This is a genomic window from Streptomyces sp. NPDC034037, assembly GCF_055575715.1.
Window position 1 is genome coordinate 864,563 of record NZ_JBVISC010000001.1, and the last position, 24,090, is coordinate 888,652.

The following is a 24,090-nucleotide window of genomic DNA, read 5'->3' on the forward strand; positions in this document are numbered from 1 at the left end:
CTGCTGCCTAGAACGGCTCGAAGTCGTCGTAGGCGCGCTGGGCATCGTCCCGCTCCGCCTCGCGGTCCTTGCGGCGCTGGGCGGCCGGGCGGGGCGCTTCGAGGCGGTGGTCCTCGCCGCGCCGGCCGAGCATCTCGGCGCCGGCCATCATCGTGGGCTCCCAGTCGAAGACGACCGCGTTCTCCTCCGGGCCGATGGCGACGCCGTCGCCGGCGCGGGCGCCCGCCTTCATCAGCTGGTCCTCGACGCCGAGGCGGCTGAGGCGGTCCGCGAGGTAGCCGACGGCCTCATCGTTGTTGAAGTCGGTCTGGCGGATCCAGCGCTCCGGCTTCTCGCCGCGCACGCGGTAGATGCCGTCGTCCTCGCGGGTGACGGTGAAACCGCTGTCGTCCACGGCCTTGGGCCGGATGACGATGCGGGTCGCCTCCTCCTTCGGCTTCGCGGCACGCGCGGCGGCGACCAGCTCGGCCAGGCCGAAGGACAGCTCCTTGAGGCCCTTGTGGGCGACGGCCGACACCGCGAAGACGCGGTAGCCGCGCGCCTCCAGGTCGGGGCGCACCATCTCGGCGAGGTCCTGGCCGTCGGGGACGTCGATCTTGTTGAGGACGACGATCCGCGGCCGGTTCTCCAGGCCCGCGCCGTACAGCCGCAGCTCCTCCTCGATGACGTCGAGGTCGGAGACGGGGTCGCGGTCGGACTCCAGGGTCGCCGTGTCGAGTACGTGCACGAGCACGCTGCACCGCTCGACGTGCCGCAGGAATTCGAGGCCGAGGCCCCGGCCCTGGCTGGCGCCCGGGATGAGACCGGGCACGTCGGCGACGGTGTAGACGGTCGAGCCCGCCGTGACGACGCCCAGGTTCGGGACGAGCGTCGTGAAGGGGTAGTCGGCGATCTTCGGCTTGGCGGCGCTCAGCACGGAGATCAGCGAGGACTTGCCGGCGCTCGGGTAGCCCACCAGGGCGACGTCGGCGACGGTCTTGAGCTCCAGGACGAGGTCGCGCTCCTCGCCGGGCACACCGAGCAGCGCGAAGCCGGGGGCCTTGCGCCGGGCGGAGGCGAGGGCCGCGTTGCCGAGGCCGCCGCGGCCGCCCTGGCCGGCGACGAAGGTGGTGCCCTGGCCGACCATGTCCGCGAGGACGTTGCCCTCGCGGTCCATGACGACGGTGCCGTCGGGGACGGGCAGGACGAGGTCCTGGCCGTCCTTGCCGGAGCGGTTGTCACCGGCGCCGGGCTGGCCGTTGGTGGCCTTGCGGTGCGGGCTGTGGTGGTAGTCGAGCAGCGTGGTGACGTCCTGGTCGACGACCAGGATCACGTCACCGCCACGGCCGCCGTTGCCGCCGTCCGGGCCGCCGAGCGGCTTGAACTTCTCACGGTGGACGGAGGCACAGCCGTGGCCTCCGCTACCCGCGGCGACGTGCAGCTCGACGCGGTCCACGAAGGTGGTCATGGTGGGGTGCCTCCAGAAGGAACGTGCGGGGGGTGTCTCTTACGTAACACGCGAAAGGCGGACCCGCTTCCCCGCCGGGGAAGTGAGGTCCGCCTCGCGATGTGGAACCGATCAGGCGACCGGAACGATGTTCACGACCTTGCGGCCGCGGTGGGTACCGAACTCCACCGCACCGGCGTCGAGCGCGAACAGCGTGTCGTCCTTGCCACGGCCGACGCCGGAGCCCGGGTGGAAGTGGGTGCCGCGCTGGCGGACCAGGATCTCACCGGCGTTGACGACCTGACCGCCGAAGCGCTTCACGCCGAGCCGCTGAGCATTGGAGTCGCGACCGTTCCGAGTGGACGATGCGCCCTTCTTGTGTGCCATCTTGTCTCAGTCCCTTACTTCGCAGCCGTGGGGATACCGGTGATCTTGATCGCCGTGTACTGCTGACGGTGACCCTGACGACGGCGGTAACCGGTCTTGTTCTTGTAGCGAAGGATGTCGATCTTCGCGCCCTTGTGGTGGTCCACGACCTCGGCCTGGACCTTGATGCCGGCAAGGACCCACGGGTCGCTGGTCACGGCGTCGCCGTCGACAACGAGCAGGGTCGAGAGCTCGACCGTGTCGCCAACCTTGGCAGTGGAAATCTTGTCAACCTCAACGATGTCGTCGACAGCAACCTTGTGCTGGCGACCACCGCTGCGCACGATGGCGTACACGCGGATCTCTCTCTCGCTCGGAACGGGACCCCCGCAGTCCAGCCACCCGGGAGCAGGCGGCCTCTCCCAGTCCCGGGACAGTGCCCGCGGCTCGGGAGGAAAAGGGTTTACAGGGGGTGGGCGTGCATAGGAACACGCCGACGGTCAAGGTTACGGGGCCCCACCTGTGGGGTCAAACCGGGCCCCGCTCCCCCGCTCACGTGGTCGGCTTCTCACCGTCCGGCGGCAGCGGCTTGACGCCCTTGCACAGGTCCGTGGCGTCGGCCGCGCCCGGCCAGGCGACGGTCCGCGTGCGGTTGAAGTGCGCGCGGTAGGTGTCGTGCACCGAGTCGTCGTCGATCTTGACGATCGCCTCGTCGTTCTCGCGCAGCGCGGGCGCCGTGTAGTTCTGCGAGCCGGTGAAGGAGACCTTGTTCCGCTGCCCGTCGTACATGCCGTCGATGAGCAGGTACTTCGAGTGGATGATGTAGGGCGTCACCAGCTTGGTGCCGGGGTTCAGCGGGTCCCTGTCGTCGTTGTAGCAGCGCACGGAGGGGCCGCCGGACGCGTGCAACTGCTCCCAGGTGCCGGGGGTGCCGCCCTGGCTCTTGGCGCTGTCGGTCTCCGCGTACAGGAGGCTGACGTCGCAGCCGGCCTTCTTCAGGGAGACCAGCTTGTCGGCGATCTGCTCGCGCGTGATCTTGAATATGGCGGCGCGGACCTTGGTGTGCTGCGTGACGCCCGCCGCGTCCTTGTAGGTGCACCGGATGTTGTTCATGACCGAGTACATGGTGTCGGTCTCGTTGACCGTGCCGTTGCGCGGGAAGAAGTAGGCCTTGTAGCGGCCGCTGCTGACCGTGCGGTAGTCCCAGCCCTGCCAGTCCCTGCCGAGCATGTCCGAGAAGTACTCGGCGTACGCGTCGTACATGGCGGGATTGTCCGGCAGCAGCAGCGCGTCGTTGAAGAACTTCGTGTGCGCGGACGGCGTGGAGTTCGACGTGGTCTGCACGACGACGTCCCTGGCGCCCTCGACCTGCGAGAACAGCCAGAACTTGTTGTGCATGATCGACTTGCCGTACCGCGGGTCGCCCAGGCACGACTTCCCGGTCGGGCAGAGCCGCACGAACGACGACTTGGCCGTGCTCGTGCCGAGCGAGGCGACGAGCCTGGCGTACGCGCCGTTCGCCGGCCGGTCGGTCTTGCTGGTCTCGTCCAGCAGGATCTGGACGTGCACGCCGCGCCGCTTGGCGGCCACCAGCGCGTCGACCACGGGGGCCTCCCACACGTGGTAGACCGCGACCTTGATCGTGGAACCCGGCACCGCCGCGTTCGTCAGCTCGATCAGCCGGGTGCGGATCGCGTGCTGCTGGTCGACGTCGCCCTTCGGGTCGTTGAAGATCGGGCCCTCGGTCCAGGTCGGCGTGCCGTCCGCCGAGGCGGTCCCCGCCGTGCCCGCGGCCTGGATCCCCGCCGCCGACAGGACCGTGGCCAGCGCCACCGCCCGGCGTCCGCCCTTGACCGGTTTCACCGCACGGTGCCGTCCCGTGCCTCGCAGGCGCACGTGCGCCATCTGTCATCCCTCCCTGGCCCGGGCGCGCTGTCTCCCCATAGACGCGCCCACGCCCCTGTTCATCCGTCAGACCGCATGAGTTTTACAGGTGTTGCTTCCGCGCTCAAAGGCGAGGGTGGCCCCTTCACGCTTTCGAGCTGTGGTGCCACTGTTTTCCGGACACGGCGGTGCCCCCCTGCTCAGCCCTCGCGGGAGAACAGGGGGGCACCGGAGCGCGAAGCGGTCAGCCCTCGTCGGAGGCGGTCGCGGAGACGCCCGAGGGCGCCTGCTCCGCCGCGGTGGCCTTCTTCGCGGTCGCCTTCGACGCCTTCTTGGCCGTCGTCTTCTTCGCGGCCGTCTTCTTGGCCGCCGTCTTCTTGGCGGCGGCCTTCTTCGCGGGCGCCTTCTTGGCGGCCTTGCGGGCCGTCTTCTTCGCCGGAGCCGTCTCCTCGGCCGGGGCCTCGGGGGCGGCCGGTGCGGCCTTGTCCGCCGACGGGACGACCACGACGGCCGCCTCCTCGGACGCGGTCGGCGCGGCGGCCTTGCGCACCGCGCGGCGGCGCGGACGGGCCGGGGCGGCGTCAGCGGCGGGCGCCTCGGCCACAGGCTCGGCGGCGGGCTCCGCCACCGGCTCGGCCTTGGGCGCCGGGGTCACGACGACCTCGGCGGCCTCGGGCTCGCTCTGCGCGGCCTTCGGCGAACCGGCGGGCGACGTGGCCTTGCGGACGGCACGGCGGCGCGTACGTCCCTTCGGCGCGGCGTCCTCGGCGGGCTCCGCGGCGGGCGCCTCGTGCGCCGCCTCGACGGCCTCGGGGCTGCCCACCATCGGGTCTTCGGCGGCCGGCGCCACGGTGCGCGCGGTGTCGGAGGCGACGACCGGGACCTCGGCCTCGGCGGCCTCCGTCTCGGCCCTGGCGGCCGCGGCCTTCTCGGCGGCCTTGGCCCGCTTGCCCGAGCGCTTGCGCGGCTCGGCCCTGGGGGCCTCGGCCTGCGGGGCCTCCTCGGGCGAGGCCTCCTCCGGGGCGCTCTCGGCGCGCGGGGCGCCCGCGGGGGCCGAGGCCCGTCGCGTGGCCCTGCGCCGCGAGCGGCCACCGCGCGAGGCGGCGGCCTCGGCCTCGGCCGGGCTGCTGTACAGCTCCTCGTCCGGGACGAACTCCGGCTCGGGCAGCGCCACCGGAGCGGCGGCCTCCGCCGCGACCTCGGCTTCCGTCTCGTGGATATCGGCGACGTCCACCACGTCGTCGGCGTCGAGCTCGTGGCCCTCGTCCGTGTCCTGGGTGTGCTCGTGACCGTGGTCCTGCTGGTCCGCGCCGCCCCGGCCGCGCTTCTTGCGCTTGCCGCCGCCACCGACGGAGGTCGGCTGCTCCATGTGCACGATGACACCGCGGCCGTTGCAGTGCACGCAGGTCTCGGAGAAGGACTCCAGGAGCCCCTGGCCGACGCGCTTGCGGGTCATCTGGACCAGGCCGAGCGAGGTGACCTCGGCGACCTGGTGCTTCGTACGGTCGCGCCCGAGGCATTCGAGCAGGCGGCGCAGGACCAGGTCGCGGTTGGACTCCAGGACCATGTCGATGAAGTCGATGACGACGATGCCGCCGAGGTCGCGCAGCCGCAGCTGACGCACGATCTCCTCGGCCGCCTCCAGGTTGTTCCTCGTCACCGTCTCTTCGAGGTTGCCGCCCTGGCCGGTGAACTTGCCGGTGTTGACGTCGACGACGATCATCGCCTCGGTCTTGTCGATCACCAGCGAGCCGCCGCTGGGCAGCCAGACCTTGCGGTCCAGGGCCTTGGCGAGCTGCTCGTCGATCCGGTACGTCGCGAAGACGTCGACCTCGGACGTCCACTTCGAGAGGCGGTCGGCCAGGTCGGGCGCGACGTTCGCGACGTAGCCGTGGATGGTCTGCCACGCCTCGTCACCGGAGACGATGACCTTGGAGAAGTCCTCGTTGAAGATGTCGCGCACGACCCGGACGGTCATGTCCGGCTCGCCGTACAGCAGGCCCGGGGCGCTCGTGGAGGCCGCCTTCGCCTTCTTCTGGATCTCTTCCCACTGCCCCTGCAGACGCTCGACGTCGCGGCGCAGCTCGTCCTCGCTCGCGCCCTCGGCGGCGGTGCGCACGATGACGCCCGCGTCCTCGGGGACGATCTTCTTGAGGATGGTCTTCAGGCGCGCGCGCTCGGTGTCGGGCAGCTTGCGGCTGATGCCGGTCATCGACCCCTCGGGGACGTAGACCAGGTAGCGGCCGGGCAGCGAGACCTGGCTGGTCAGGCGGGCGCCCTTGTGGCCGATCGGGTCCTTGGTGACCTGCACGAGGACCGACTGGCCGGACTTGAGGGCCGACTCGATGCGACGGGGGCCGTTGGCCATGCCGAGCGCCTCGAAGTTGACCTCGCCGGCGTAGAGCACGGCGTTGCGGCCCTTGCCGATGTCGATGAAGGCGGCCTCCATCGACGGCAGGACGTTCTGCACCTTGCCGAGGTAGACGTTCCCGACGTAGGAGGTCGCCTGTTCCTTGTTGACGTAGTGCTCGACGAGGACGTTGTCCTCGAGGACGCCGATCTGGGTGCGCTCGCCGTTCTGGCGGACGACCATGACGCGCTCGACGGCCTCGCGGCGCGCCAGGAATTCCGCCTCGGTGATGATCGGGACGCGGCGGCGGCCCTGCTCGCGGCCCTCGCGGCGGCGCTGCTTCTTGGCCTCCAGGCGGGTCGAGCCCTTGATGGACTGGACCTCGTCGGCGCCCGTGCCCAGCTCGCGCTCGGGGTCCTTCGCACGCCGCTCCCGCGGCTCGCGGACCTTGACGACCGTGCGCTCCGGGTCGCTGTCACCCGGCTCGCCCTCGGCGGAGTCACCGGCGCGACGGCGGCGGCGACGGCGGCGACGGCTGCTGCTGGAGCCGGAACCGGCGCCGTCCGAAGCCGCGTCGTCCGCCTCGTCGGCGTCCTCGGCGTCCTGCTCGGCGGTGTCCTCGGCGTCCTGGTCCGCCTGCTCGGCGGCGGTGTCGTCGGACTCGGCGGCGGCGTCGTGCTGCTCGTCCTGGTCGGCCAGGTCACCGCGGCGACGGCGGCGGCCACCGCGACGGCGACGGCGGCCCTGGCGCTCGCCGGACTCCTCCGCGTCGTCGTCGAGGTCGGCGGCGTCGGTCTGCTCGGCGCTGTCCTCGGCCTCGTCGGCCGGCTGCTCCTCGACGGCCGCGACGGGCTCGCGCTCCTCGGCGGCGGGCTGCTCGTCGGCGGCGCGACGGCGGCGGCGACGGCGCGGGCCGGTCTCCTCCTCCGCGACGGGCGCGGGGGCGGCGGCCCGGGCGGGGGCCGCAGGCTTCTCGGCGGCTTCCTCCGCGGCCTCGGCGGCGGCCGCGGCGGCGGCGCTCTCCGGGGTCTGGAACATCGGCGCGGAGAAGACCGGCGCCTGGAAGACGGCGACGGCGGGGCGGGCGGGCTTGCGGCCGCCATCGGCCGCGTCGTCGGCGAGCTGCGCCTTGCGGGCCTTGTGGCCGGCGGGCGCGGAGAATCCGGTGGCCGCGGTCTTGCGGGTGGCGCGGCGGCGACGGCCGCGGGGGGCGTCGTCCGTCTCGTCGGCTTCCTCGGCCGGGGCGGCGGGCGCCTCGGGGGCCTGCTCGGCGGGCTGCGGCTCAGCGGCGGGCGCGGCGGTGCCACGGGTGGCGCGGCGGCGCGCACGGCGCGGGGCGGCGTCCTCGGCGGCCGGCTCGGGCTCGGGCTCGGCGGCGGGCGCCTCCTCGGCGACGGCGGGCGTCTCTTCGGCGGCGGCGGTCTGCGGAGCACCGGCGGGCGCGGAGGCGCGACGGCTCGCACGACGACGGGCACGCGGCGCCGGGGCCGCCTCTTCCTCGACCTCGGCCACGGCGGGCGCGGTGACGTCCTCGGCGACCGACACGGCCTCCGCGACCTCAGCGGCCTGCGGAACACCAGCCGGCTCACCCTGCGGAGCACCAGCCGGCGCCGAAGCACGACGGCTCGCACGACGACGGGCACGCGGCGCCGGGGCCGCCTCTTCCTCGACCTCGGCCACGGCGGGCGCGGTGACGTCCTCGGCCACCGACACGGCCTCCGCGACCTCAGCGGCCTGCGGAACACCGGCCGGCTCACCCTGCGGAGCACCAGCGGGCGCGGAAGCGCGACGGCTCGCACGACGACGGGCACGCGGCGCCGGGGCCTGCTCTTCCTCGACCTCGGCCACGGCGGGCGCGGTGACGTCCTCGGCCACCGACACGGCCTCCGCGACCTCAGCGGCCTGCGGAGCACCGGCGGGCTCACCCTGCGGAGCACCAGCCGGCGCCGAAGCGCGACGCGTCGCACGGCGGCGCGCACGCGGCGCGGGGGTGGTGTCCTCGGCGGCGGCGGGCGGCTGCGTGGTCTCGTCGCTCTCGGCGGCGGGGGCGGCCGGTATGGCCGGCGCCGCCTGCTGGGCGGCGCCCGTCGGCGGGCCCGCGGGGCGCGAGGCCGCGCGGCGCCGGCGGCGCGGCGGCAGGGTGTCGCTGGGGCTGTCGTTCTGCGGACCCTCAGTGGGTTCGTTCGGCTCAAGCATGCGGGCGGTTCTCCCGTCACGCTCCCGGGCGCCGCGCCTTGTCCGGTGATGTCCGCGGCTCGCGCTAGATGCGCGGGGCCGCCATCCGGGGGCGTGGGCGCCGCACGGGAGCTCTCTATGTCTTGTCTCGCCGGTTCCGTACGCCCAATTGCGGACGGCCTGGCGAAAGTCTCGGTCAGTGCGCTGCCCGACCCAGGTGGCTCCCGAGTACGAGGGCGGCGCTTCGACGTACGTCCTTACCGGGGGCCTTCCGGCGCCGGCGCCTTCGCGGCGGCAGATACGGCGGCCGTGGGTGGGGCGGCCGTGACTGCCTCGCGGTCGGGCGCGAGCGGGTCGGTCACCGTGCCGGTCTCTTCATCGAAAAGCCCCTGCGCCAGCCTGGTCACCGCTGCGGGGACCGGCGGCGCCAGGTCGGCCACGGCTCGGAGACCGGACAGGACGTCGTCAGGTCGTACGGCAGGTGTCACGTGCCGAACAACCAGCCGCAGTATCGCACAGGGCTTGTCGCTCGGCCTATCGGCGGCGCGGGCGATCCCCTCGCCGTCGGTGACCGCCTCCAGGCTCACGACGGCCTCGCGGGCGTCGAAGGTGCGCATGCCGTTCTTCGTTCGGCGCTGCACCTCGACCGACTCCGCGGCGCGGAACAGCTCGGCCGCGCGCTGCGCCCGCTCCGGTTCCACGCCTTCCAGGCGCAGTTCCCAGACGGAGGCGGTGAGCCGGTCGGCGAGGCCCGAGGTGCGGGACTCGACGGCGTCGATGATGTCCAGACCGTCCGGCAGCGACTCGTCGAGCAGCTCGCGCAGCTGGTCCGGGTCGCGCGGCGCGGTGAGCGCGATCTCCAGGTACTCGGCCTCACTGCCCGTGCCGGTCGGGGCGGCGTTGGCGTACGACACCTTGGGGTGCGGGGTGAACCCAGCCGAGTACGCCATGGGCACCTCGGCGCGGCGCAGCGCACGCTCGAAAGCGCGCTGGAAGTCACGGTGACTGGTGAACCGGAGGCGGCCGCGCTTGGTGTAGCGCAGGCGGATGCGCTGCACCGCGGGTGCGGGCGGCGGGCCTTCGGGCTGTCGCTTGCCCAGGGGAACTTCTCCTTGTGTGCGGTCCGGGAAACCCCGCGTCGGCGGGGAGCAGTCCTGGATGACGCCTACCCGGCATTCGCCGGTCGACATCACCCCCGCACAGGCGGGGAAACTGCTTTCCCAGAATTCTTCTCCAGATTACGCGGCTCCGGCGTGTCGGTGGTCCGCCGGGGAGCCGGTACCGCCACCGGCACCGCCTCCTTCGGCGCCCCGAACAGCGCGCGCCGCACATCGGCCCGTGCCTGGCGCACGCTGTGCCGCGCGGCGGCGAGGGCCTGGCGCGTGGCGCGCCGGACCTCCGTGGCGGCCCGGGCGGCGGGGCGCCACACGGCGTCGCGGACCAGGTGCCCGACGGGGGTGAGGAGGGTGCGGTACACCCACCGCACCGGCTCGACGAAGATCCACCGAAGGAGTTTGGCGAGGAAGCGGCCGACGACGAGGGAGAGGTGCCCGGCGACGCGCCAGGCGTGGCCGAGCGCGTCGCCGATCTCCCGCGCGACGACGGCGACGGCCCGGCCGACGGGCGCGAGCACCCAGCGCCACACGGCGACGACGGGGACGACGAAGATCCAGCGGAAGAGGGTCGCCAGGGCGGTCCAGACGCCGCCGGCCAGCCACGCGACACCGCGGCCGATCCCCAGGGCCAGCCAGGCGAGGCCGTGGCCGAGCGGGGTCAGGACGGTGCGGTACAGCCATGCGGCGGGCACCACGACCAGCACCCGCCCCAGCCAGGCGAGGCCGATGCCGACCGGCACGACCACGTACCGCCACAGGGCCACCCACGGCCACACGAAGACCGCCTTGAACAGCCACACCAGGGCGGCGCCGATGCCGCGCCCGGCGAGCGCCGCGCCGCTGCCGACGGCCCGGGCCAGCCGGACGATGCCGTGGCCGATCGGCGTCAGCACGCGCGCGTAGAACCACGCGGCCGGGATCGCGACGAGGTGGCGCCACAGCCAGGCGCCGCCCGCGCCGATGCCCCGGGCCAGCCGGGCGATGCCGTGGCCGAGCGGGGTCAGGACGGCCCGGTACAGCCATGCGGCGGGCGCCACGACCAGCATCCGCCCCAGCCAGGCGAGGGCGGTGCCGACCGGCACGGCCACGTACCGCCACAGGCCCACCCAGGGCCAGACGAAGACGGCCTTGAGCAGCCAGGTCAGTACGGCGGCGATGGCGCGTCCGACCGGTCGCAGGCCGCGGAGGTACACGAAGCGGCCGCAGACGGCGAGCGCGTCCCAGACCAGGCGCACCGGCACGACGAGCACCAGCACCACGATCCGCACCGGCAGCCGGATCGCGACGGCCAGACACCCCTCGGCCTGGGGAGGCCGGGGGTCGGCCTGCCCCGGCGGGGGCTGGCCGGCAGCCGCGTGGGGAGGTCGTTTTTCCAGGTCCATGTCGTCCTAGACGCGCGGGAGTCCGGTTCGGATCCAGTAGCGCAGCTTTCCGCCCCGCTCGTCCTCGAAGACGCCGCCCGCGGCCTCGATGACCTTGCGGGAGCCGGTGTTGTCGGTGTCGCAGGTCACCAGCACGGATTCCAGGCCCAGTTCGGCCGCGTACGGCAGACAGGCGCGCAGCATGCCGGTGGCGTGGCCGCGGCGGCGGGCGGTGGGGCGGACGTCGTAGCCGATGTGGCCGCCGTACTCGCGCAGGAAGCGGGTGGCGATGGTGTGCCGGATGGCGAGGCGGCCGAAGTAGTCGGCGCCGTCGACGTACCAGAGGGTGGTGACGGGGACGGAGTGCGGCGCCGCGGGGTGGGCGGCGGCGTCGACCTCGGCGAGGTACCGCGCGAAGACGGCGGGGTCGTGCCACTGGCCGCCGTAGTCGCGCAGGGTGCGGCCGAGCGTGGTGTCGTCGTCCGGACCGCCCCGCCCCTCGGCCCGGAACTCCTCCATCGCGGCGATGTAGGAGTGGTGTACCAGGGCGGTGGGCGGGGTCAGTCGCGGCACGTGCGGCTACTTGACGACCGTGAGCGGCAGGAGCTTCTTGCCGGTGGGGCCGATCTGGATGTGCGTGTCCATCTGGGGGCACACCCCGCAGTCGAAGCACGGTGTCCAGCGGCAGTCCTCGACCTCGGTCTCGTCGAGCGAGTCCTGCCAGTCCTCCCAGAGCCAGTCCTTGTCGAGACCGGAGTCCAGGTGGTCCCAGGGCAGGACCTCTTCGTAGGTGCGCTCACGCGTGGTGTACCAGTCGACGTCGACGCCCATCTCGGGCAGCGTCTTGGCGGCGCAGCGCATCCAGCGCTCGTAGCTGAAGTACTCGCGCCAGCCGTCGAAGCGGCCGCCCTCCTCGTAGACGGCGCGGATGACGGCGCCGATGCGGCGGTCGCCGCGCGAGAGGAGGCCCTCCACGATGCCGGGCTTGCCGTCGTGGTAGCGGAAGCCGATCGAGCGGCCGTACTTCTTGTCGCCGCGGATCTTGTCGCGGAGCTTCTCCAGGCGCGCGTCGGTCTCCTCGGCGGAGAGCTGCGGGGCCCACTGGAACGGCGTGTGCGGCTTGGGCACGAAGCCGCCGATCGACACCGTGCACCGGATGTCGTTCGAACCGGAGACCTCGCGGCCCTTCTGGATGACCTTCGTCGCCATGTCGGCGATCTGGAGCACGTCGTCGTCGGTCTCGGTGGGCAGGCCGCACATGAAGTACAGCTTCACCTGGCGCCAGCCGTTGCCGTAGGCCGTGGAGACGGTGCGGATGAGGTCTTCCTCGGACACCATCTTGTTGATGACCTTGCGCATGCGCTCGGAGCCGCCCTCGGGGGCGAAGGTCAGGCCCGACCTGCGGCCGTTCCTGGTCAGCTCGTTGGCGAGGTCCACGTTGAAGGCGTCGACGCGGGTGGAGGGGAGGGACAGGCCGATCTTGTCCTCCTCGTACCGGTCGGCGAGGCCCTTGGCGACCTCGGCGATCTCGGTGTGGTCCGCCGAGGAGAGCGAGAGCAGGCCGACCTCTTCGAAGCCGGTCGCCTTGAGACCCTTCTCCACCATGTCGCCGATGCCGGTGATGCTTCGCTCCCGCACGGGGCGCGTGATCATGCCGGCCTGGCAGAAACGGCAGCCGCGGGTGCAGCCGCGGAAGATCTCGACGGACATGCGCTCGTGGACGGTCTCCGCGAGCGGGACGAGGGGCTGCTTGGGGTAGGGCCACTCGTCGAGGTCCATGACGGTGTGCTTGGAGACCCGCCACGGCACGCCCGACCTGTTGGGCACGACGCGGGCGATCCGCCCGTCCGGGAGGTACTCGACGTCGTAGAAGGCCGGGATGTAGACGGACCCGGTCTTCGCGAGGCGCAGCAGGACCTCCTCGCGGCCGCCGGGGCGGCCCTCCGCCTTCCAGGCGCGGATGATCTCGGTCATGTCGAGCACGGCCTGCTCGCCGTCACCGATGATCGCCGCGTCGATGAAGTCGGCGATCGGCTCGGGGTTGAAGGCGGCGTGGCCGCCGGCGAGCACGATCGGGTCCTCGACGGTGCGGTCCTTGGACTCCAGCGGGATGCCCGCGAGGTCCAGGGCGGTCAGCATGTTGGTGTACCCCAGCTCGGTGGAGAAGCTGAGTCCGAAGACGTCGAACGCCTTCACGGGGCGGTGGCTGTCCACGGTGAACTGCGGGACCCGGTGCTCGCGCATCAGGGCCTCCAGGTCGGGCCACACGCTGTACGTGCGCTCGGCGAGCACGCCGTCGCGTTCGTTCAGCACCTCGTAGAGGATCATGACGCCCTGGTTGGGCAGTCCGACCTCGTAGGCGTCGGGGTACATCAGCGCCCAGCGGACGTCGCAGCTCTCCCACGGTTTGACGGTGGAGTTGAGCTCACCGCCGACGTACTGGATGGGCTTCTGCACATGCGGGAGCAGGGCTTCGAGCTGTGGGAAGACCGATTCGACAGACATCGCGAACCTTCATGAGCCGGCAGGGGTGACCATCAAGCGTACCCCGGGGTTCACCTGCTCAATGACGCCCGCGTCCTCCGCCGGGACGCCTCGGCCCACGCGCCGGGCAGCGCGCGTTCGCTGTCCGTCGCCGCCGCCTCCTCCTGGCCGAACAGCAGACCCCAGGTGAACGCGGACTCCCCCGCCAGGTGTGCCTGGACCGCCAGGGCGCGCAGGGCCTCGCGGGCGACGACGCTGTCCTGGTGGTCGCCGAGCACGCTCTGGACGGCCTTCATCCGCTTCGCGAACCGCTGGGCGGGCCTGCCGAGGGCGGGCACCGCCGCCTCCCCGGCGTACCGGGCGCGCTTGGCGGCCTTGCGGGCGGCGTGCAGGGCGCGGTCGCGCTCCTGGCCGGGGGCGAGCGCCAGGGCGTGTTCGACGCGGGCGGCGAGGCGGGCGTAGTCCTTGAGCAGGGCCTTGGGGAGCGCCTTGGCGGGCGGCGCGGAGGCGGCGGGGCGCAGTGGGGGCGCGGCGAGCAGGGCGTCGACGGCGTCGAGCAGGGCGAGGTAGCGCCGGCTGTCCAGGGCGGCGAGGGTGCCGGCCCGCGCGTCGGTGCGCCGGGCGACGGACCAGGCGCGCAGCCGGCCGCGCACCGGGCCGAGGGTCAGGGTGCCCGGCAGCGCCTCGACGCGGGCGGTGAGCCGCTCGGTGAGGACTTCCTGGTCGCGGTCGACGCCCAGCTCGCCCGCGAGCCACTTCAGCTCCTCGCCGAGGGGGTCGGTGGCGGTGCGGTCGAGGATCTTGCGGTACGACGTGAAGGCGCTGCGCATCCGGCGGGTGGCGACCCGCATCTGGTGCACGGAGTCGGGCAGGTCGCGGCGGACGGCGGGGTCGAGCGAGACGATGGCGTCGCGCTGGGCGCGCAGGTAGGCGACGAGGTGGTCCCCGGCGCTCCCGGGCCCTTCGCCGACGGCGTCGCGCACGGCCTCGGCGACGGCGGCGCTCTTGCCGGCCTTCTTGCCGCTCGGCGCCGCGCCCTCCTGGGGCCGCACACCTGGCGCGGTCGCGGTGAGGGCCCGGCTGAGCTTGGAGGACGAGGAGGAGCGGCGTACGCCCGCCTTCTTCAGCTTCTTCTCGACCTTGTCCAGGACGGCGGGGTCGGCGCCGTCGGCCAGTTCCACCTCGATCTCGGACCAGGCGGTGGTGGTGCCGCCCGGGGTGAGGCGCTCGGCCCGCACCGCGTCGACGCCGACCTCGGCGAGCAGCTTGCCGCGCGCGTCGAGGAGGTGGCGCACGTTCCGCGAGGTCAGCAGGCGGACGACGGGGGTGAGCCGGGTCTCGCGGACGCGGGAGCGCACGAGGGCGAGGAGGGCTTGCGGCACCTCGTCGGAGAGGGGCGCGTGGATCTCGTCCCGCACGCCTTCGGCGAGGGAGACCGGCAGTTTGAGGTGCCAACCCTCGTCGGGGCCGCCGGTGCGGCGCCGCAGGGTGATCGCGGCGGCGGCCAGGCGCTGGTCGCGGGTGTCCCAGTAGACGGCGTCCAGTTCTTGGACGCCCTTGTCGACGACCTCGCCGACCCCGGGCACTCCGGTGAGGTCGGGTGGCTCGGCGTCCGCCCCGACGTCGTACTTCCGCTCGATCTCGCGCTTCGTCCCCGTCTCGTGCTTCGTGTCCGCCATGAAGTGAATCTAGACGCGAAACGCGAACCCAAACAGGGTTGGGCGGGCCTATGCGGACATCGGGCGCTGCACCTTGATCGACTGGAGCAGTCCGACGGCCACCCAGACCGCGAACATCGAGGAGCCGCCGTAGGAGACGAAGGGCAGCGGAAGGCCCGCGACCGGCATGATGCCGAGGGTCATCCCGATGTTCTCGAAGGCCTGGAACGCGAACCAGGCGATGATCCCGGCGGCGACGATCGTGCCGTACAGCTCGGTGGTCTCCCGCGCGATGGCGCAGGCCCGCCACAGGACGACGCCGAGCAGGAGCAGGATGGCGCCGGCGCCGACGAAGCCCAGTTCCTCGCCCGCGACGGTGAAGACGAAGTCGGTCTGCTGCTCGGGCACGAACTGGCCGGTGGTCTGGGAGCCCTTGAACAGGCCGGTGCCGGTCAGGCCGCCCGAGCCGATGGCGATGCGCGCCTGGTTGGTGTTGTAGCCGACGCCGGCCGGGTCGAGCGCGGGGTTGGCGAAGGCCGCGAAGCGGGCGATCTGGTAGTCGTCCAGGACGCCGAGCTGCCATATGGCGACGCCGCCGGCGACGCCCGTGCCGAGCAGTCCGAAGACCCAGCGGTTGGAGGCGCCCGAGGCGAGCAGCACGCCGAGCACGATCATCACCATGACCATGACCGAGCCGAGGTCCGGCATCAGCATGACGATCGCGATCGGTACGGCGGCCAGGCCCAGGGCCTGCACCACCGTGCGGTGGTCGGGGTGTTCCCGGTCGCCCGCGTCGACGCGGGCGGCGAGGAGCATCGCCATGCCCAGGATGATCGTGATCTTCACGAACTCGGAGGGCTGCAGGGAGAAGCCGCCGCCGAGGACGATCCACGCGTGCGCGCCGTTGATGGTCGCGCCGAGCGGGGTGAGGACGAGCAGGACGAGGAAGACGGAGATGCCGTAGAGGATCGGCACGGCGGTGCGCAGGGTGCGGTGGCCGAGCCAGACGGTGCCGATCATCAGCGCGAAGCCGATGCCGGTGTTCATCAGGTGCTTGAGCGCGAAGGAGTACGGGTCGTCGCCGACCAGCTCGGTGCGGTTGCGGGTCGCGGAGTACACGAGCGCGGTGCCGATCGCGGAGAGCGCGATGGCCGCGAGGAGCATGGGCCAGTCGAGCCGGCGCACTATCGAGTCGCGGGCCAGGAGCCGGGACATGTTCGAGCGCTCGGGGCCGTACCCGGGAACGGAGAAGCCGTTGCCGGTCATCAGTCACGCCTCCAGTCGGCCGGGGCGCCGGCGAGTTCCTGCTGATCGTCCTGAGGTCCGTCCGGCCGGTCGGCCGGCTGCTGTTCCTCCGGGCGGCCGCTCGGCGGCTCGGCCGTGTCGGGCTTGTAGGGCTTGACCTTGGGGGCGTCGATGGAGCCGTCGGGCTGGATCTTCGGCAGGGTCTTCTGCGGCTCGGGCAGGAGCGCCTTCTTCAGGTTCTGCCTGCCGCTGTCGTCCAGGCCGTAGATCGCGTCGTAGATCTTGCGGACGGCGGGTCCCGAGGCGCCGGAGCCGGTGCCGCCCTGGGAGATCGTCATGACGATCGTGTAGTCCTTGGTGTAGGTCGCGAACCACGAGGTGGTCTGCTTGCCGTAGACCTCGGCGGTACCCGTCTTGGCGTGCATCGGGATCTTGTCCTGCGGCCAGCCGCCGAACCGCCACGCGGCCGTACCGCGCGTGGCGACGTCCGCGAGGGCACCGTCTATGTCCTTCTGGAGTGCGGCGTCCATCGGCAGCCTGCCGTGCGACTTGGGCTGGATCTCGCGGATCCGCTTGCCGTCGGCGCTGATGATCGCCTTGCCGACGGTGGGGTCGTGCAGGGTGCCGCCGTTGGCGATGGCGGAGTAGATGGTCGCCATCTGGATCGGCGTGACGAGGGTGTCGCCCTGGCCGATGGAGTAGTTGACGGAGTCACCGGCGCGCATCTTCATGCCTTCGAGGCAGTTCTCGTACGCGATGCGCGCCGCGTAGTCGCCGCCGCTCTTCTTGCCCTGCTTGCACCAGGCGTCCTTGTTGGCCTTCCAGTAGTCCTTCTTCCACTGGCGGTCGGGGACGCGGCCGGTGACCTCGTTGGGCAGGTCGATGCCGGTCTCCTTGCCGAGGCCGAACTGGTGGGCGGTCTTGTAGAACCAGTCCTTGGCGTCGGGCCGCGGCTTGTTGCCGCCGTCCTTGGCCCACTGGTCGTGCGAGAGCTTGTAGAAGACGGTGTCGCAGGAGACTTCGAGGGCCTGGCCGAGGGTGATGGAGCCGTGGCCCTTGGACTCGAAGTTCTTGAAGGTCTGGCCGCCGATGGAGTACGAACTGGGGCAGGGGTAGCGGCCGTTGAAGTCGTAGCCCGCGTTGACGGCGGCGGTCGTCGGGATGACCTTGAAGATCGAGCCGGGGGCCGCCTGGCCCTGGATGGCGCGGTTGAGCAGCGGGTAGTTGGACTTCTTGCCGGTGAGCCGGGCGTAGTCCTTGCCGGAGATGCCGCCGACCCAGGCGTTGGGGTCGTACGTCGGGTTGGAGGCCATGGCGACGACGCGGCCCGTCTTGTTCTCCATGACGACGACGGCGCCCGCGTCGGCCTTGTAGTTCTCGCCGGTGTTCTTGTCGAACTCCTGGCGGGCCTTCTTCATCGCGTCGTTCAGCCAGTACTCGGAGACGGCCTGGACGCGCGCGTCGATGCTGGTGACGACGTTCGCGCCGGGCTCGGCCTTGTCGGCCTTCGCCTTGCCGATGACCCGGCCGAGGTTGTCGACCTCGTAGCGGGTGACGCCGGCCTTGCCGCGCAGCTGCTTGTCGTACGTGCGCTCGAGACCGGAGCGGCCCACCTGGTCGGAGCGCAGGAACGGGGAGTCGGTGTCCTTGGCCTTGTTGATCTCGTCGTCGGTGACGGGCGAGAGGTAGCCGAGGACCTGCGCGGTGTTGGACTTGCCGGGCGCGGGGTAGCGGCGCACGGCGGTGGGCTCGGCGGTGATGCCGGGGAAGTCCTCGGAGCGCTCGCGGATCTGGAGGGCCTGCTTGGGCGTGGCCTCGTCGGTGATCGGGATGGGCTGGTAGGGGGAGCCGTTCCAGCAGGGCTGCGGGGTCTTCGCGTCGCACAGGCGGACCTTGTCGGCGACGTCCTTGGGGTCCATGGCGAGGACGTCGGCGAGCTTGGCGAGGACCGCCTTGCCGTCGTCCTTCATCTTCATCAGGTCCGTGCGGGAGGCGGAGACGACCAGGCGCGTGTGGTTGTCGGCGATCGGCACCCCGCGGGCGTCGAGGATCGAGCCGCGCACGGCGGGCTGGACGACCTGCTGGACGTGGTTGCCGGAGGCCTCCTTGGCGTACTCCTCGCCGTTGCGCACCTGGAGGTACCACAGGCGGCCGCCGAGGGTGAGCAGCAGGGAGACGACGAGGATCTGCAGGACGATGAGACGGATCTGGACGCGCGGGGTCCGGCCGGTCTCCGGGATGTTGGTCACTGCTGCCCTCCCCGGGTGCGAGCGGCTGCCCTGACGTCGTCGGCGGCGTGCTTCGCCCTCACAGTCGCTTGACCCCCTTGATGCGTCCGGCGCGGGCGACGCGGGCCTTGGCCGTCTTGGCCCGCAGGCCGCCGCGCCGGCCGCCGCCGATGCTCAGTCCGGTACCGGAGGCGAGCCAGCCGGAGGAGACGTCCGAGGCCTTGTTGGCCGGGGAGCCCTCGCCCAGCGGGTCGTTCTCGGCGCGTCTGGCGAGCGCGATGATCAGCGGCACCGTGAAGGGCGCGAGCAGCAGGTCGTAGAGCGCGGCGGTGAACAGCAGCCCGCCGAGGCCCACATGGCGGGCCGCGGTGTCCCCGACGAGGGCGCCCACGCCCGCGTACAGCAGCGTCGAGCCGAGGGCGGCGCCCACGACCACGGTCAGCGGCCCGGTGGCGGAGCGCAGCCGGCCGGTCTCGGGCTTGGCGAGGCCCGCGAGGTAGCCGACGACGCAGAGCACCAGGGCGTACCGCCCGGCGGCGTGGTCGGCGGGCGGGGCCAGATCGGAGAGCAGGCCCGCGCCGAAGCCGACGAGGGCTCCGCCGACGTGGCCGTAGACCAGGGCGAGGCCGAGGACGGTGAGCAGCACCAGGTCGGGCACGGCGCCCGGCAGCTGGAGCCGCGCGAGGACGCTGACCTGGATCACCAGGGCGACGACGACCAGGGTGGCGGAGAGCAGGATTCGGTTGAAGCGCATGGGTCCGGTCTCCTACTGCTCGTCGCCGTCGGGCACCGCGCCGCCGGGCACCGTGCCGTCGGCCGCGCCGTCGGCCGGCTTTCCCGACGGGGTGGCCGTGACGGTGACCGTCGGGGTCGGCTTGGGCTTGGCGGGCTTGGGCGGCAGGACGGTGTCGCGCGGGTCCTCGCGGGGTGCCTCGACGACGATGCCGACGATGTCGAGCTTGGTGAAGCCGACGTAGGGCTTCACGTAGACGGTACGGGTGAGGTCGCCGCCCGAGGGGTCGACGCGGACGACCTCGCCGACGGGGACGCCGGGCACGAACGGCCTGTCCTTCTGCGAGCCGAAGGTGACCAGGCGGTCGCCTTTCTTGACCTTGGCCTTGCCGTTGAGCAGCTGGACGGAGAGCGGGCGGTCGCCCTGGCCGGTGGCGAAGCCCAGCTCGTCGGTCCGCTCCATGCGGGTGCCGACGGTGAAGTCCGGGTCGTTGGCGAGCAGCACGGTGGCGGTGTCCGGGCCGACCGTGGTGACGCGGCCGACCAGGCCGTCGCTGTTGAGGACGGTCATGTCGCGCCGGATGCCGTCGTGCGCGCCGGCGTCGATGGTGACGGTCCAGGAGAAGCCCTGGGCCGCTCCTATGCCGATGACCTCGGCGCCCTTGATGCCGTACTGTCCGGCGCCGGCCTTCTTGAGCATGCCGTCGAGCTGGCGCACGCGGCTGCGGTTGCGGTCGTCGCTGCCGAGCTTGGCCTTCAACGCGGCGTTCTGGCGCTCCAGTTCGGCGATGCGGTCGTGGCGGTCACCGGAGTCGCGGACCGCGCCGATGGCGTTGCCGATCGGGTCGACGGCGGAGGACATCCCCTCCTCGACCGGGCCGAAGACGGTGGCGGCGGCCTGGCGGGCACCGTCGACCGGCGAGTCCTCACCGCCGCGGATGTCCACCGTGATCAAAGCGAACGCGATGGCGATCAGCAGCACCAGGAGCAGCCGGCTCTCTCGTGTGTCCCTCACGTGCGGCGGCGTGCCTTCCTCGATCGGATTCCGCGGAATCTGCGCGTTCCACGGGGTTCTGGGGAATTGTTCTGCCTTGCCTGAATTCTTCTTGTGCCTCTATGTCAACGATCCGCCGCACGAGGTGGCGGCACTCGTACGGCGGATCTTTTCACGTCACGTCATCTGCGGGGCTGGGCGTCCAGCACCTGCTGCAACGCCTCGAATTCCTCCACGCACTTCCCGGAGCCGAGCGCCACGCTGTCCAGCGGGTTCTCGGCGATGTGGATCGGCATGCCGGTCTCGCGGCGCAGCCGCTCGTCCAGGCCGCGCAGCAGGGCGCCGCCGCCGGTCAGGACGATGCCGCGGTCCATCACGTCGCCCGACAGCTCGGGCGGGCACTTGTCGAGAGTGGTCTTGACCGCGTCCACGATCGCGTTGACCGGCTCCTCGATGGCCTTGCGGACCTCGGCGGCGGAGATGACGACCGTCTTGGGCAGCCCGGAGACCAGGTCGCGGCCGCGGATCTCGGTGTGCTCGTCGGCGTCCATGTCGTAGGCCGAACCGATGGTGATCTTGATCTGTTCGGCCGTGCGCTCACCGAGGAGGAGGGAGTACTCCTTCTTGATGTGCTGGATGATCGCGTTGTCCAGCTCGTCGCCCGCGACGCGGATCGACTGTGCCGTGACGATTCCTCCGAGCGAGATGACGGCGACCTCGGTGGTGCCGCCGCCGATGTCGACCACCATGTTGCCCGTGGCCTCGTGGACCGGCAGGCCGGAGCCGATGGCCGCCGCCATGGGCTCCTCGATGATGTGCACCTGGCGGGCGCCCGCCTGCGAGGAGGCCTCGATGACGGCGCGGCGCTCCACGCCGGTGATGCCGGAGGGCACGCAGACGACCACGCGCGGACGCGCGAGGTAGCGCCGCTTGTGGATCTTCAGGATGAAGTAGCGGAGCATCCGCTCGGTGATCTCGAAGTCGGCGATCACGCCGTCCTTCAAGGGACGTACCGCGACGATGTTGCCGGGCGTGCGCCCGATCATCTTCTTCGCTTCCGCGCCGACCGCGAGGATGCCACCGGTGTTGGTGTTGATCGCGACGACGGACGGCTCGTTGAGTACGATCCCCCGACCCCTGACGTACACCAGCGTGTTGGCGGTCCCGAGGTCGACAGCCATGTCACGGCCGATGAACGACATGTTGTTCCCCATGAGGATGCGTCTGGCCTTCCCTATTGGAGCTTGTGATGGCTTTTTAGGTAGGCGAGGTGGGTGCTGAGTGGCAGTGGAGGCTTCCATCGTAGTCTCGGCCGCGCGAAGACGGCGCGAGGGTCTTCGCCATTGTCAGCAGATGATGCGCCGCCCCGCTTGTGGAGACGTGCCATAGGGGGCACGGGTTCCCCCGATCGGGGCGCGTGCGCCGGGGACGGCCGGATCGCTCCGGCCGTCCGGGTCGCGCGGCGTGTCGCTGACACCTCGTCAGCGGGCGGTCCGGCGGACGCGCGGACGACTCGCGAGGGCTCGCGGGAGTCGCGCGGGAGGCGCGGGAGGCGCGGGAGGCGCGGGAGGCGCGGGAGGCGCGGGTGGCGCGGGAGGTTACGCCACGCCGGGGAAGAAGATCTTCAGCTCGCGCTCGGCGGACTCCTCGGAGTCCGAGGCGTGGATCAGGTTCTCCCTGACGATGGTGCCGAAGTCGCCGCGGATGGAGCCGGGCGCGGCGGCGATCGGGTCGGTCGGACCGGCCAGGGCGCGCACGCCCTCGATGACCCGCTCGCCCTCGACGACCAGCGCGACGACCGGACCGGAGGACATGAACGCGACCAGCGGCTCGTAGAACGGCTTGCCCTTGTGCTCGCCGTAGTGCTGCTCCAGGGTGTCCTGGTCCAGCGAACGCAGCTCCAGCGCGGAGATCGTCCAGCCCGCCTTGCGCTCGATGCGGCCGATGATCTCCCCGATCAGGCCACGACGGACGGCGTCGGGCTTCAGCAGGACGAGGGTGCGCTGGCTCATGTGCGGCTCCAAAAGGTGTGCTCACGATCGGTCGATCTCCGCGATCGCATGGGATTGGGCCGCACGATACCGGGGGTGGCTACGCGGTGTTACCTCCGGCCCGTGCCTGCTCGTCGGCCATCGCCGCGAACCGGGCCTTCGCCTCGTCGATCTGCCGCCCGAAGTGGACCGACGCCCACCACAGGGCGGCGAACACGGCGCCCATGAAGAACATCGTCGGCACCACGAAACCGCTCGCGATCAGCGCGATCTGCAGGGCCCAGCCCAGCTGCACGCCGCCGGGCCGGGTGATCATGCCGCACAGCAGTACGCACAGCAGCATCGCGACGCCGCTGACCGTCCAGACCGTGCCCATGGTGAGGTCGGGGTCCTTCATGGCGACCAGTCCGGCGAAGCCGATGACGAAGAACTCGCCGATCAGCGTCGAGGCGCAGAGCGTACGCACGGGGGTCAGCCCCTTCCCAGGAGCAGCCGGGCCTCGCCGACCGTGATGACGGAACCTGTGACGAGGACGCCGCCGCCGGCGAACTCGCCCTCCTCCTCGGCGAGGGTGATCGCCGCCTCCAGGGCGTCCGGCAGGCGCGGCTCGACCTGGACGCGGTCGTCGCCGAAGACCTCGACGGCGATGGCGGCGAGCGTGTCGGCGTCCATCGCGCGGTCGCTGGTGTTCTGCGTGATGACGACCTCGGCGAAGAGCGGCTCGAAGGCCTCCAGGACGCCCCGCATGTCCTTGCCGTCGCTCGCGCCGACCACGCCGATGAGGTTGCTGAAGTCGAAGGCCTCGCTGATCGCGGCGGCGGCGGCGCGGGCGCCCGCGGGATTGTGCGCGGCGTCCAGGACGATGGTGGGCGAGCGCCGCACGACCTCCATGCGGCCCGGCGAGGAGACCGAGGCGAAGGCCTTGCGGATGGCCTCGATGTCCAGCGGGCGGGCGTGCTGGGAACCGATGCCGAAGAACGCCTCCACGGCGGCGAGCGCCACCGAGGCGTTGTGCGCCTGGTGCTCGCCGTGCAGGGGCAGGAAGACCTCCTCGTACTCCCCGCCGAGGCCGCGCAGGGTCAGCAGCTGGCCGCCGACGGCGACCTGGCGGGCGACGACGCCGAACTCCAGGCCCTCGCGGGCCACCGTCGCGTCGACCTCGACGGCCTTCTTCAGGAGCACCTGGGCGGCGTCGACCGGCTGCTGGGCCATGATCACCGTCGCGCCCTGCTTGATGATGCCGGACTTCTCCGTGGCGATCTCGCCGGGCGTGGAGCCCAGGCGGTCGGTGTGGTCCAGGTCGATGGGCGTGATGACGGCGACGGAGCCGTCGATCACGTTCGTCGCGTCCCAGCTGCCGCCCATGCCGACCTCGACGACCGCCACGTCCACCGGGGCGTCCGCGAAGGCCGCGTACGCCATGCCGGTGAGGACCTCGAAGAAGGAGAGGCGGTACTCCTGGGCGGCGTCGACCATCTCCACGTACGGCTTGATGTCCTGGTAGGTCTCCACGAAGCGCTCGGCCTCGATGGGGGCGCCGTCCAGGCTGATCCGCTCGGTGATCGACTGGACGTGGGGCGAGGTGTAGCGCCCGGTGCGCAGCTCGAAGGCGGAGAGCAGGGCCTCGATCATGCGGGCCGTGGACGTCTTGCCGTTCGTCCCCGTGATGTGGATCGAGGGGTACGCGCGCTGGGGCTCGCCCAGGACGTCCATCAGGGCGGCGATGCGGCTGACCGAGGGCTCCAGCTTCGTCTCGCCCCAGCGGCCCGCCAGCTCCGTCTCGACCCCGCGCAGCGCCCTGTCCACCTCCGGGTCGGCGGGGCGGCCGGGGATGTCGCCCTGCGGCGGGCCGGCCAGGGTGCGCAGGGTGCGGCTGCCCGCCTCGATCACCGCGAGGTCGGGGTCCCGGTCGGTCTCGGCGCCCACGATGGTCTCGAAGGCGTCGGCGTCGTCGGCGGGGTGGTCTGCGTGCTCGTCGCGCGGGGGGAGGTCACTCACGTACGCCAGTCTACGGAGCGCCACCGACACTCGGCGTCCGGACCTGGCGGACGGGGCCGGGCGGGAGCGTCGGGACCTTCGGC

At 72.0% G+C, this 24,090-nt stretch carries 18 protein-coding genes; all 18 read right to left on the reverse strand.

Annotated elements, in window-relative coordinates; translation table 11 throughout:
• Positions 1–7: 7 nt before the first annotated feature.
• The 18 genes from obgE to folC all read right to left on the reverse strand — a co-directional run bounded on the left by obgE (position 8) and on the right by folC (position 24,007).
• The gene (gene obgE, locus ACZ516_RS03930) at positions 8–1,447 is read right to left on the reverse strand and encodes a GTPase ObgE (RefSeq protein WP_468752076.1); all 1,440 of its coding nucleotides are present in this window, start codon (positions 1,445–1,447) and stop codon (positions 8–10) included.
• A 111-nt stretch (positions 1,448–1,558) separates the two neighbouring features.
• On the reverse strand, positions 1,559–1,813 hold the full coding sequence (rpmA, locus tag ACZ516_RS03935; RefSeq protein WP_010986870.1) for a 50S ribosomal protein L27: 255 nt from the start codon (positions 1,811–1,813) through the stop codon (positions 1,559–1,561).
• Between the two features lie 14 nt (positions 1,814–1,827).
• Positions 1,828–2,148: a 50S ribosomal protein L21 gene (gene rplU / locus ACZ516_RS03940; protein WP_055566950.1), complete on the reverse strand. Its 321-nt coding sequence runs from the start codon at positions 2,146–2,148 to the stop codon at positions 1,828–1,830.
• A 196-nt stretch (positions 2,149–2,344) separates the two neighbouring features.
• Positions 2,345–3,697: a phospholipase D-like domain-containing protein gene (locus ACZ516_RS03945; protein ID WP_358586743.1), complete on the reverse strand. Its 1,353-nt coding sequence runs from the start codon at positions 3,695–3,697 to the stop codon at positions 2,345–2,347.
• A 223-nt stretch (positions 3,698–3,920) separates the two neighbouring features.
• A complete protein-coding gene (locus ACZ516_RS03950) occupies positions 3,921–8,222 on the reverse strand; it encodes an Rne/Rng family ribonuclease (RefSeq protein ID WP_469008326.1) in 4,302 nt (1,433 codons plus the stop codon).
• Positions 8,223–8,458: 236 nt separating this feature from the next.
• A complete protein-coding gene (locus tag ACZ516_RS03955; protein WP_469008327.1) occupies positions 8,459–9,259 on the reverse strand; it encodes a TIGR03936 family radical SAM-associated protein in 801 nt (266 codons plus the stop codon).
• A 131-nt stretch (positions 9,260–9,390) separates the two neighbouring features.
• On the reverse strand, positions 9,391–10,698 hold the full coding sequence (locus ACZ516_RS03960) for a hypothetical protein (protein ID WP_469008328.1): 1,308 nt from the start codon (positions 10,696–10,698) through the stop codon (positions 9,391–9,393).
• Positions 10,699–10,704: 6 nt separating this feature from the next.
• Complete coding sequence (locus ACZ516_RS03965; protein ID WP_467464705.1) at positions 10,705–11,250, reverse strand: GNAT family N-acetyltransferase; 546 nt, start codon at positions 11,248–11,250, stop codon at positions 10,705–10,707.
• Between the two features lie 6 nt (positions 11,251–11,256).
• A complete protein-coding gene (locus tag ACZ516_RS03970; protein WP_358590298.1) occupies positions 11,257–13,182 on the reverse strand; it encodes a TIGR03960 family B12-binding radical SAM protein in 1,926 nt (641 codons plus the stop codon).
• 50 nt (positions 13,183–13,232) lie between these two features.
• A complete protein-coding gene (locus tag ACZ516_RS03975) occupies positions 13,233–14,840 on the reverse strand; it encodes a CYTH and CHAD domain-containing protein (RefSeq protein ID WP_469008330.1) in 1,608 nt (535 codons plus the stop codon).
• 48 nt (positions 14,841–14,888) lie between these two features.
• Positions 14,889–16,085 carry a rod shape-determining protein RodA gene (gene rodA / locus ACZ516_RS03980; RefSeq protein WP_358582217.1) on the reverse strand — a complete coding sequence of 399 codons (1,197 nt, stop codon included), beginning with the start codon at positions 16,083–16,085 and terminating at the stop codon, positions 14,889–14,891.
• Complete coding sequence (gene mrdA, locus ACZ516_RS03985; RefSeq protein ID WP_469008331.1) at positions 16,085–18,313, reverse strand: penicillin-binding protein 2; 2,229 nt, start codon at positions 18,311–18,313, stop codon at positions 16,085–16,087. Before mrdA ends, rodA begins: the two co-directional genes overlap by 1 nt.
• 58 nt (positions 18,314–18,371) lie before the next feature.
• On the reverse strand, positions 18,372–19,046 hold the full coding sequence (gene mreD / locus ACZ516_RS03990) for a rod shape-determining protein MreD (RefSeq protein WP_358582212.1): 675 nt from the start codon (positions 19,044–19,046) through the stop codon (positions 18,372–18,374).
• Between the two features lie 12 nt (positions 19,047–19,058).
• On the reverse strand, positions 19,059–20,039 hold the full coding sequence (gene mreC / locus ACZ516_RS03995; protein WP_469008333.1) for a rod shape-determining protein MreC: 981 nt from the start codon (positions 20,037–20,039) through the stop codon (positions 19,059–19,061).
• Between the two features lie 161 nt (positions 20,040–20,200).
• A complete protein-coding gene (locus ACZ516_RS04000) occupies positions 20,201–21,220 on the reverse strand; it encodes a rod shape-determining protein (RefSeq protein ID WP_030564059.1) in 1,020 nt (339 codons plus the stop codon).
• A gap of 396 nt (positions 21,221–21,616) precedes the next feature.
• Positions 21,617–22,030: a nucleoside-diphosphate kinase gene (gene ndk, locus ACZ516_RS04005; protein ID WP_055702325.1), complete on the reverse strand. Its 414-nt coding sequence runs from the start codon at positions 22,028–22,030 to the stop codon at positions 21,617–21,619.
• A gap of 79 nt (positions 22,031–22,109) precedes the next feature.
• Positions 22,110–22,475, reverse strand: coding sequence for a DUF4233 domain-containing protein (locus ACZ516_RS04010; RefSeq protein ID WP_361075652.1), 366 nt, complete (start codon positions 22,473–22,475; stop codon positions 22,110–22,112).
• Positions 22,476–22,480: 5 nt separating this feature from the next.
• Positions 22,481–24,007 carry a bifunctional tetrahydrofolate synthase/dihydrofolate synthase gene (gene folC, locus ACZ516_RS04015; protein ID WP_469008334.1) on the reverse strand — a complete coding sequence of 509 codons (1,527 nt, stop codon included), beginning with the start codon at positions 24,005–24,007 and terminating at the stop codon, positions 22,481–22,483.
• Positions 24,008–24,090 lie beyond the last annotated feature (83 nt).

Bases quoted from the DNA above. Each gene is read 5' to 3' on its own strand.
- obgE (WP_468752076.1), bottom strand. From the start codon at position 1,447: ATGACCACCTTCGTGGACCGCGTCGAGCTGCACGTCGCCGCGGGTAGC.
- rpmA (WP_010986870.1), bottom strand. From the start codon at position 1,813: ATGGCACACAAGAAGGGCGCATCGTCCACTCGGAACGGTCGCGACTCC.
- ACZ516_RS03945 (WP_358586743.1), bottom strand. From the start codon at position 3,697: ATGGCGCACGTGCGCCTGCGAGGCACGGGACGGCACCGTGCGGTGAAA.
- ACZ516_RS03950 (WP_469008326.1), bottom strand. From the start codon at position 8,222: ATGCTTGAGCCGAACGAACCCACTGAGGGTCCGCAGAACGACAGCCCC.
- ACZ516_RS03960 (WP_469008328.1), bottom strand. From the start codon at position 10,698: ATGGACCTGGAAAAACGACCTCCCCACGCGGCTGCCGGCCAGCCCCCG.
- ACZ516_RS03970 (WP_358590298.1), bottom strand. From the start codon at position 13,182: ATGTCTGTCGAATCGGTCTTCCCACAGCTCGAAGCCCTGCTCCCGCAT.
- ACZ516_RS03975 (WP_469008330.1), bottom strand. From the start codon at position 14,840: ATGGCGGACACGAAGCACGAGACGGGGACGAAGCGCGAGATCGAGCGG.
- rodA (WP_358582217.1), bottom strand. From the start codon at position 16,085: ATGACCGGCAACGGCTTCTCCGTTCCCGGGTACGGCCCCGAGCGCTCG.
- mreD (WP_358582212.1), bottom strand. From the start codon at position 19,046: ATGCGCTTCAACCGAATCCTGCTCTCCGCCACCCTGGTCGTCGTCGCC.
- ACZ516_RS04000 (WP_030564059.1), bottom strand. From the start codon at position 21,220: ATGTCGTTCATCGGCCGTGACATGGCTGTCGACCTCGGGACCGCCAAC.
- ndk (WP_055702325.1), bottom strand. From the start codon at position 22,030: ATGAGCCAGCGCACCCTCGTCCTGCTGAAGCCCGACGCCGTCCGTCGT.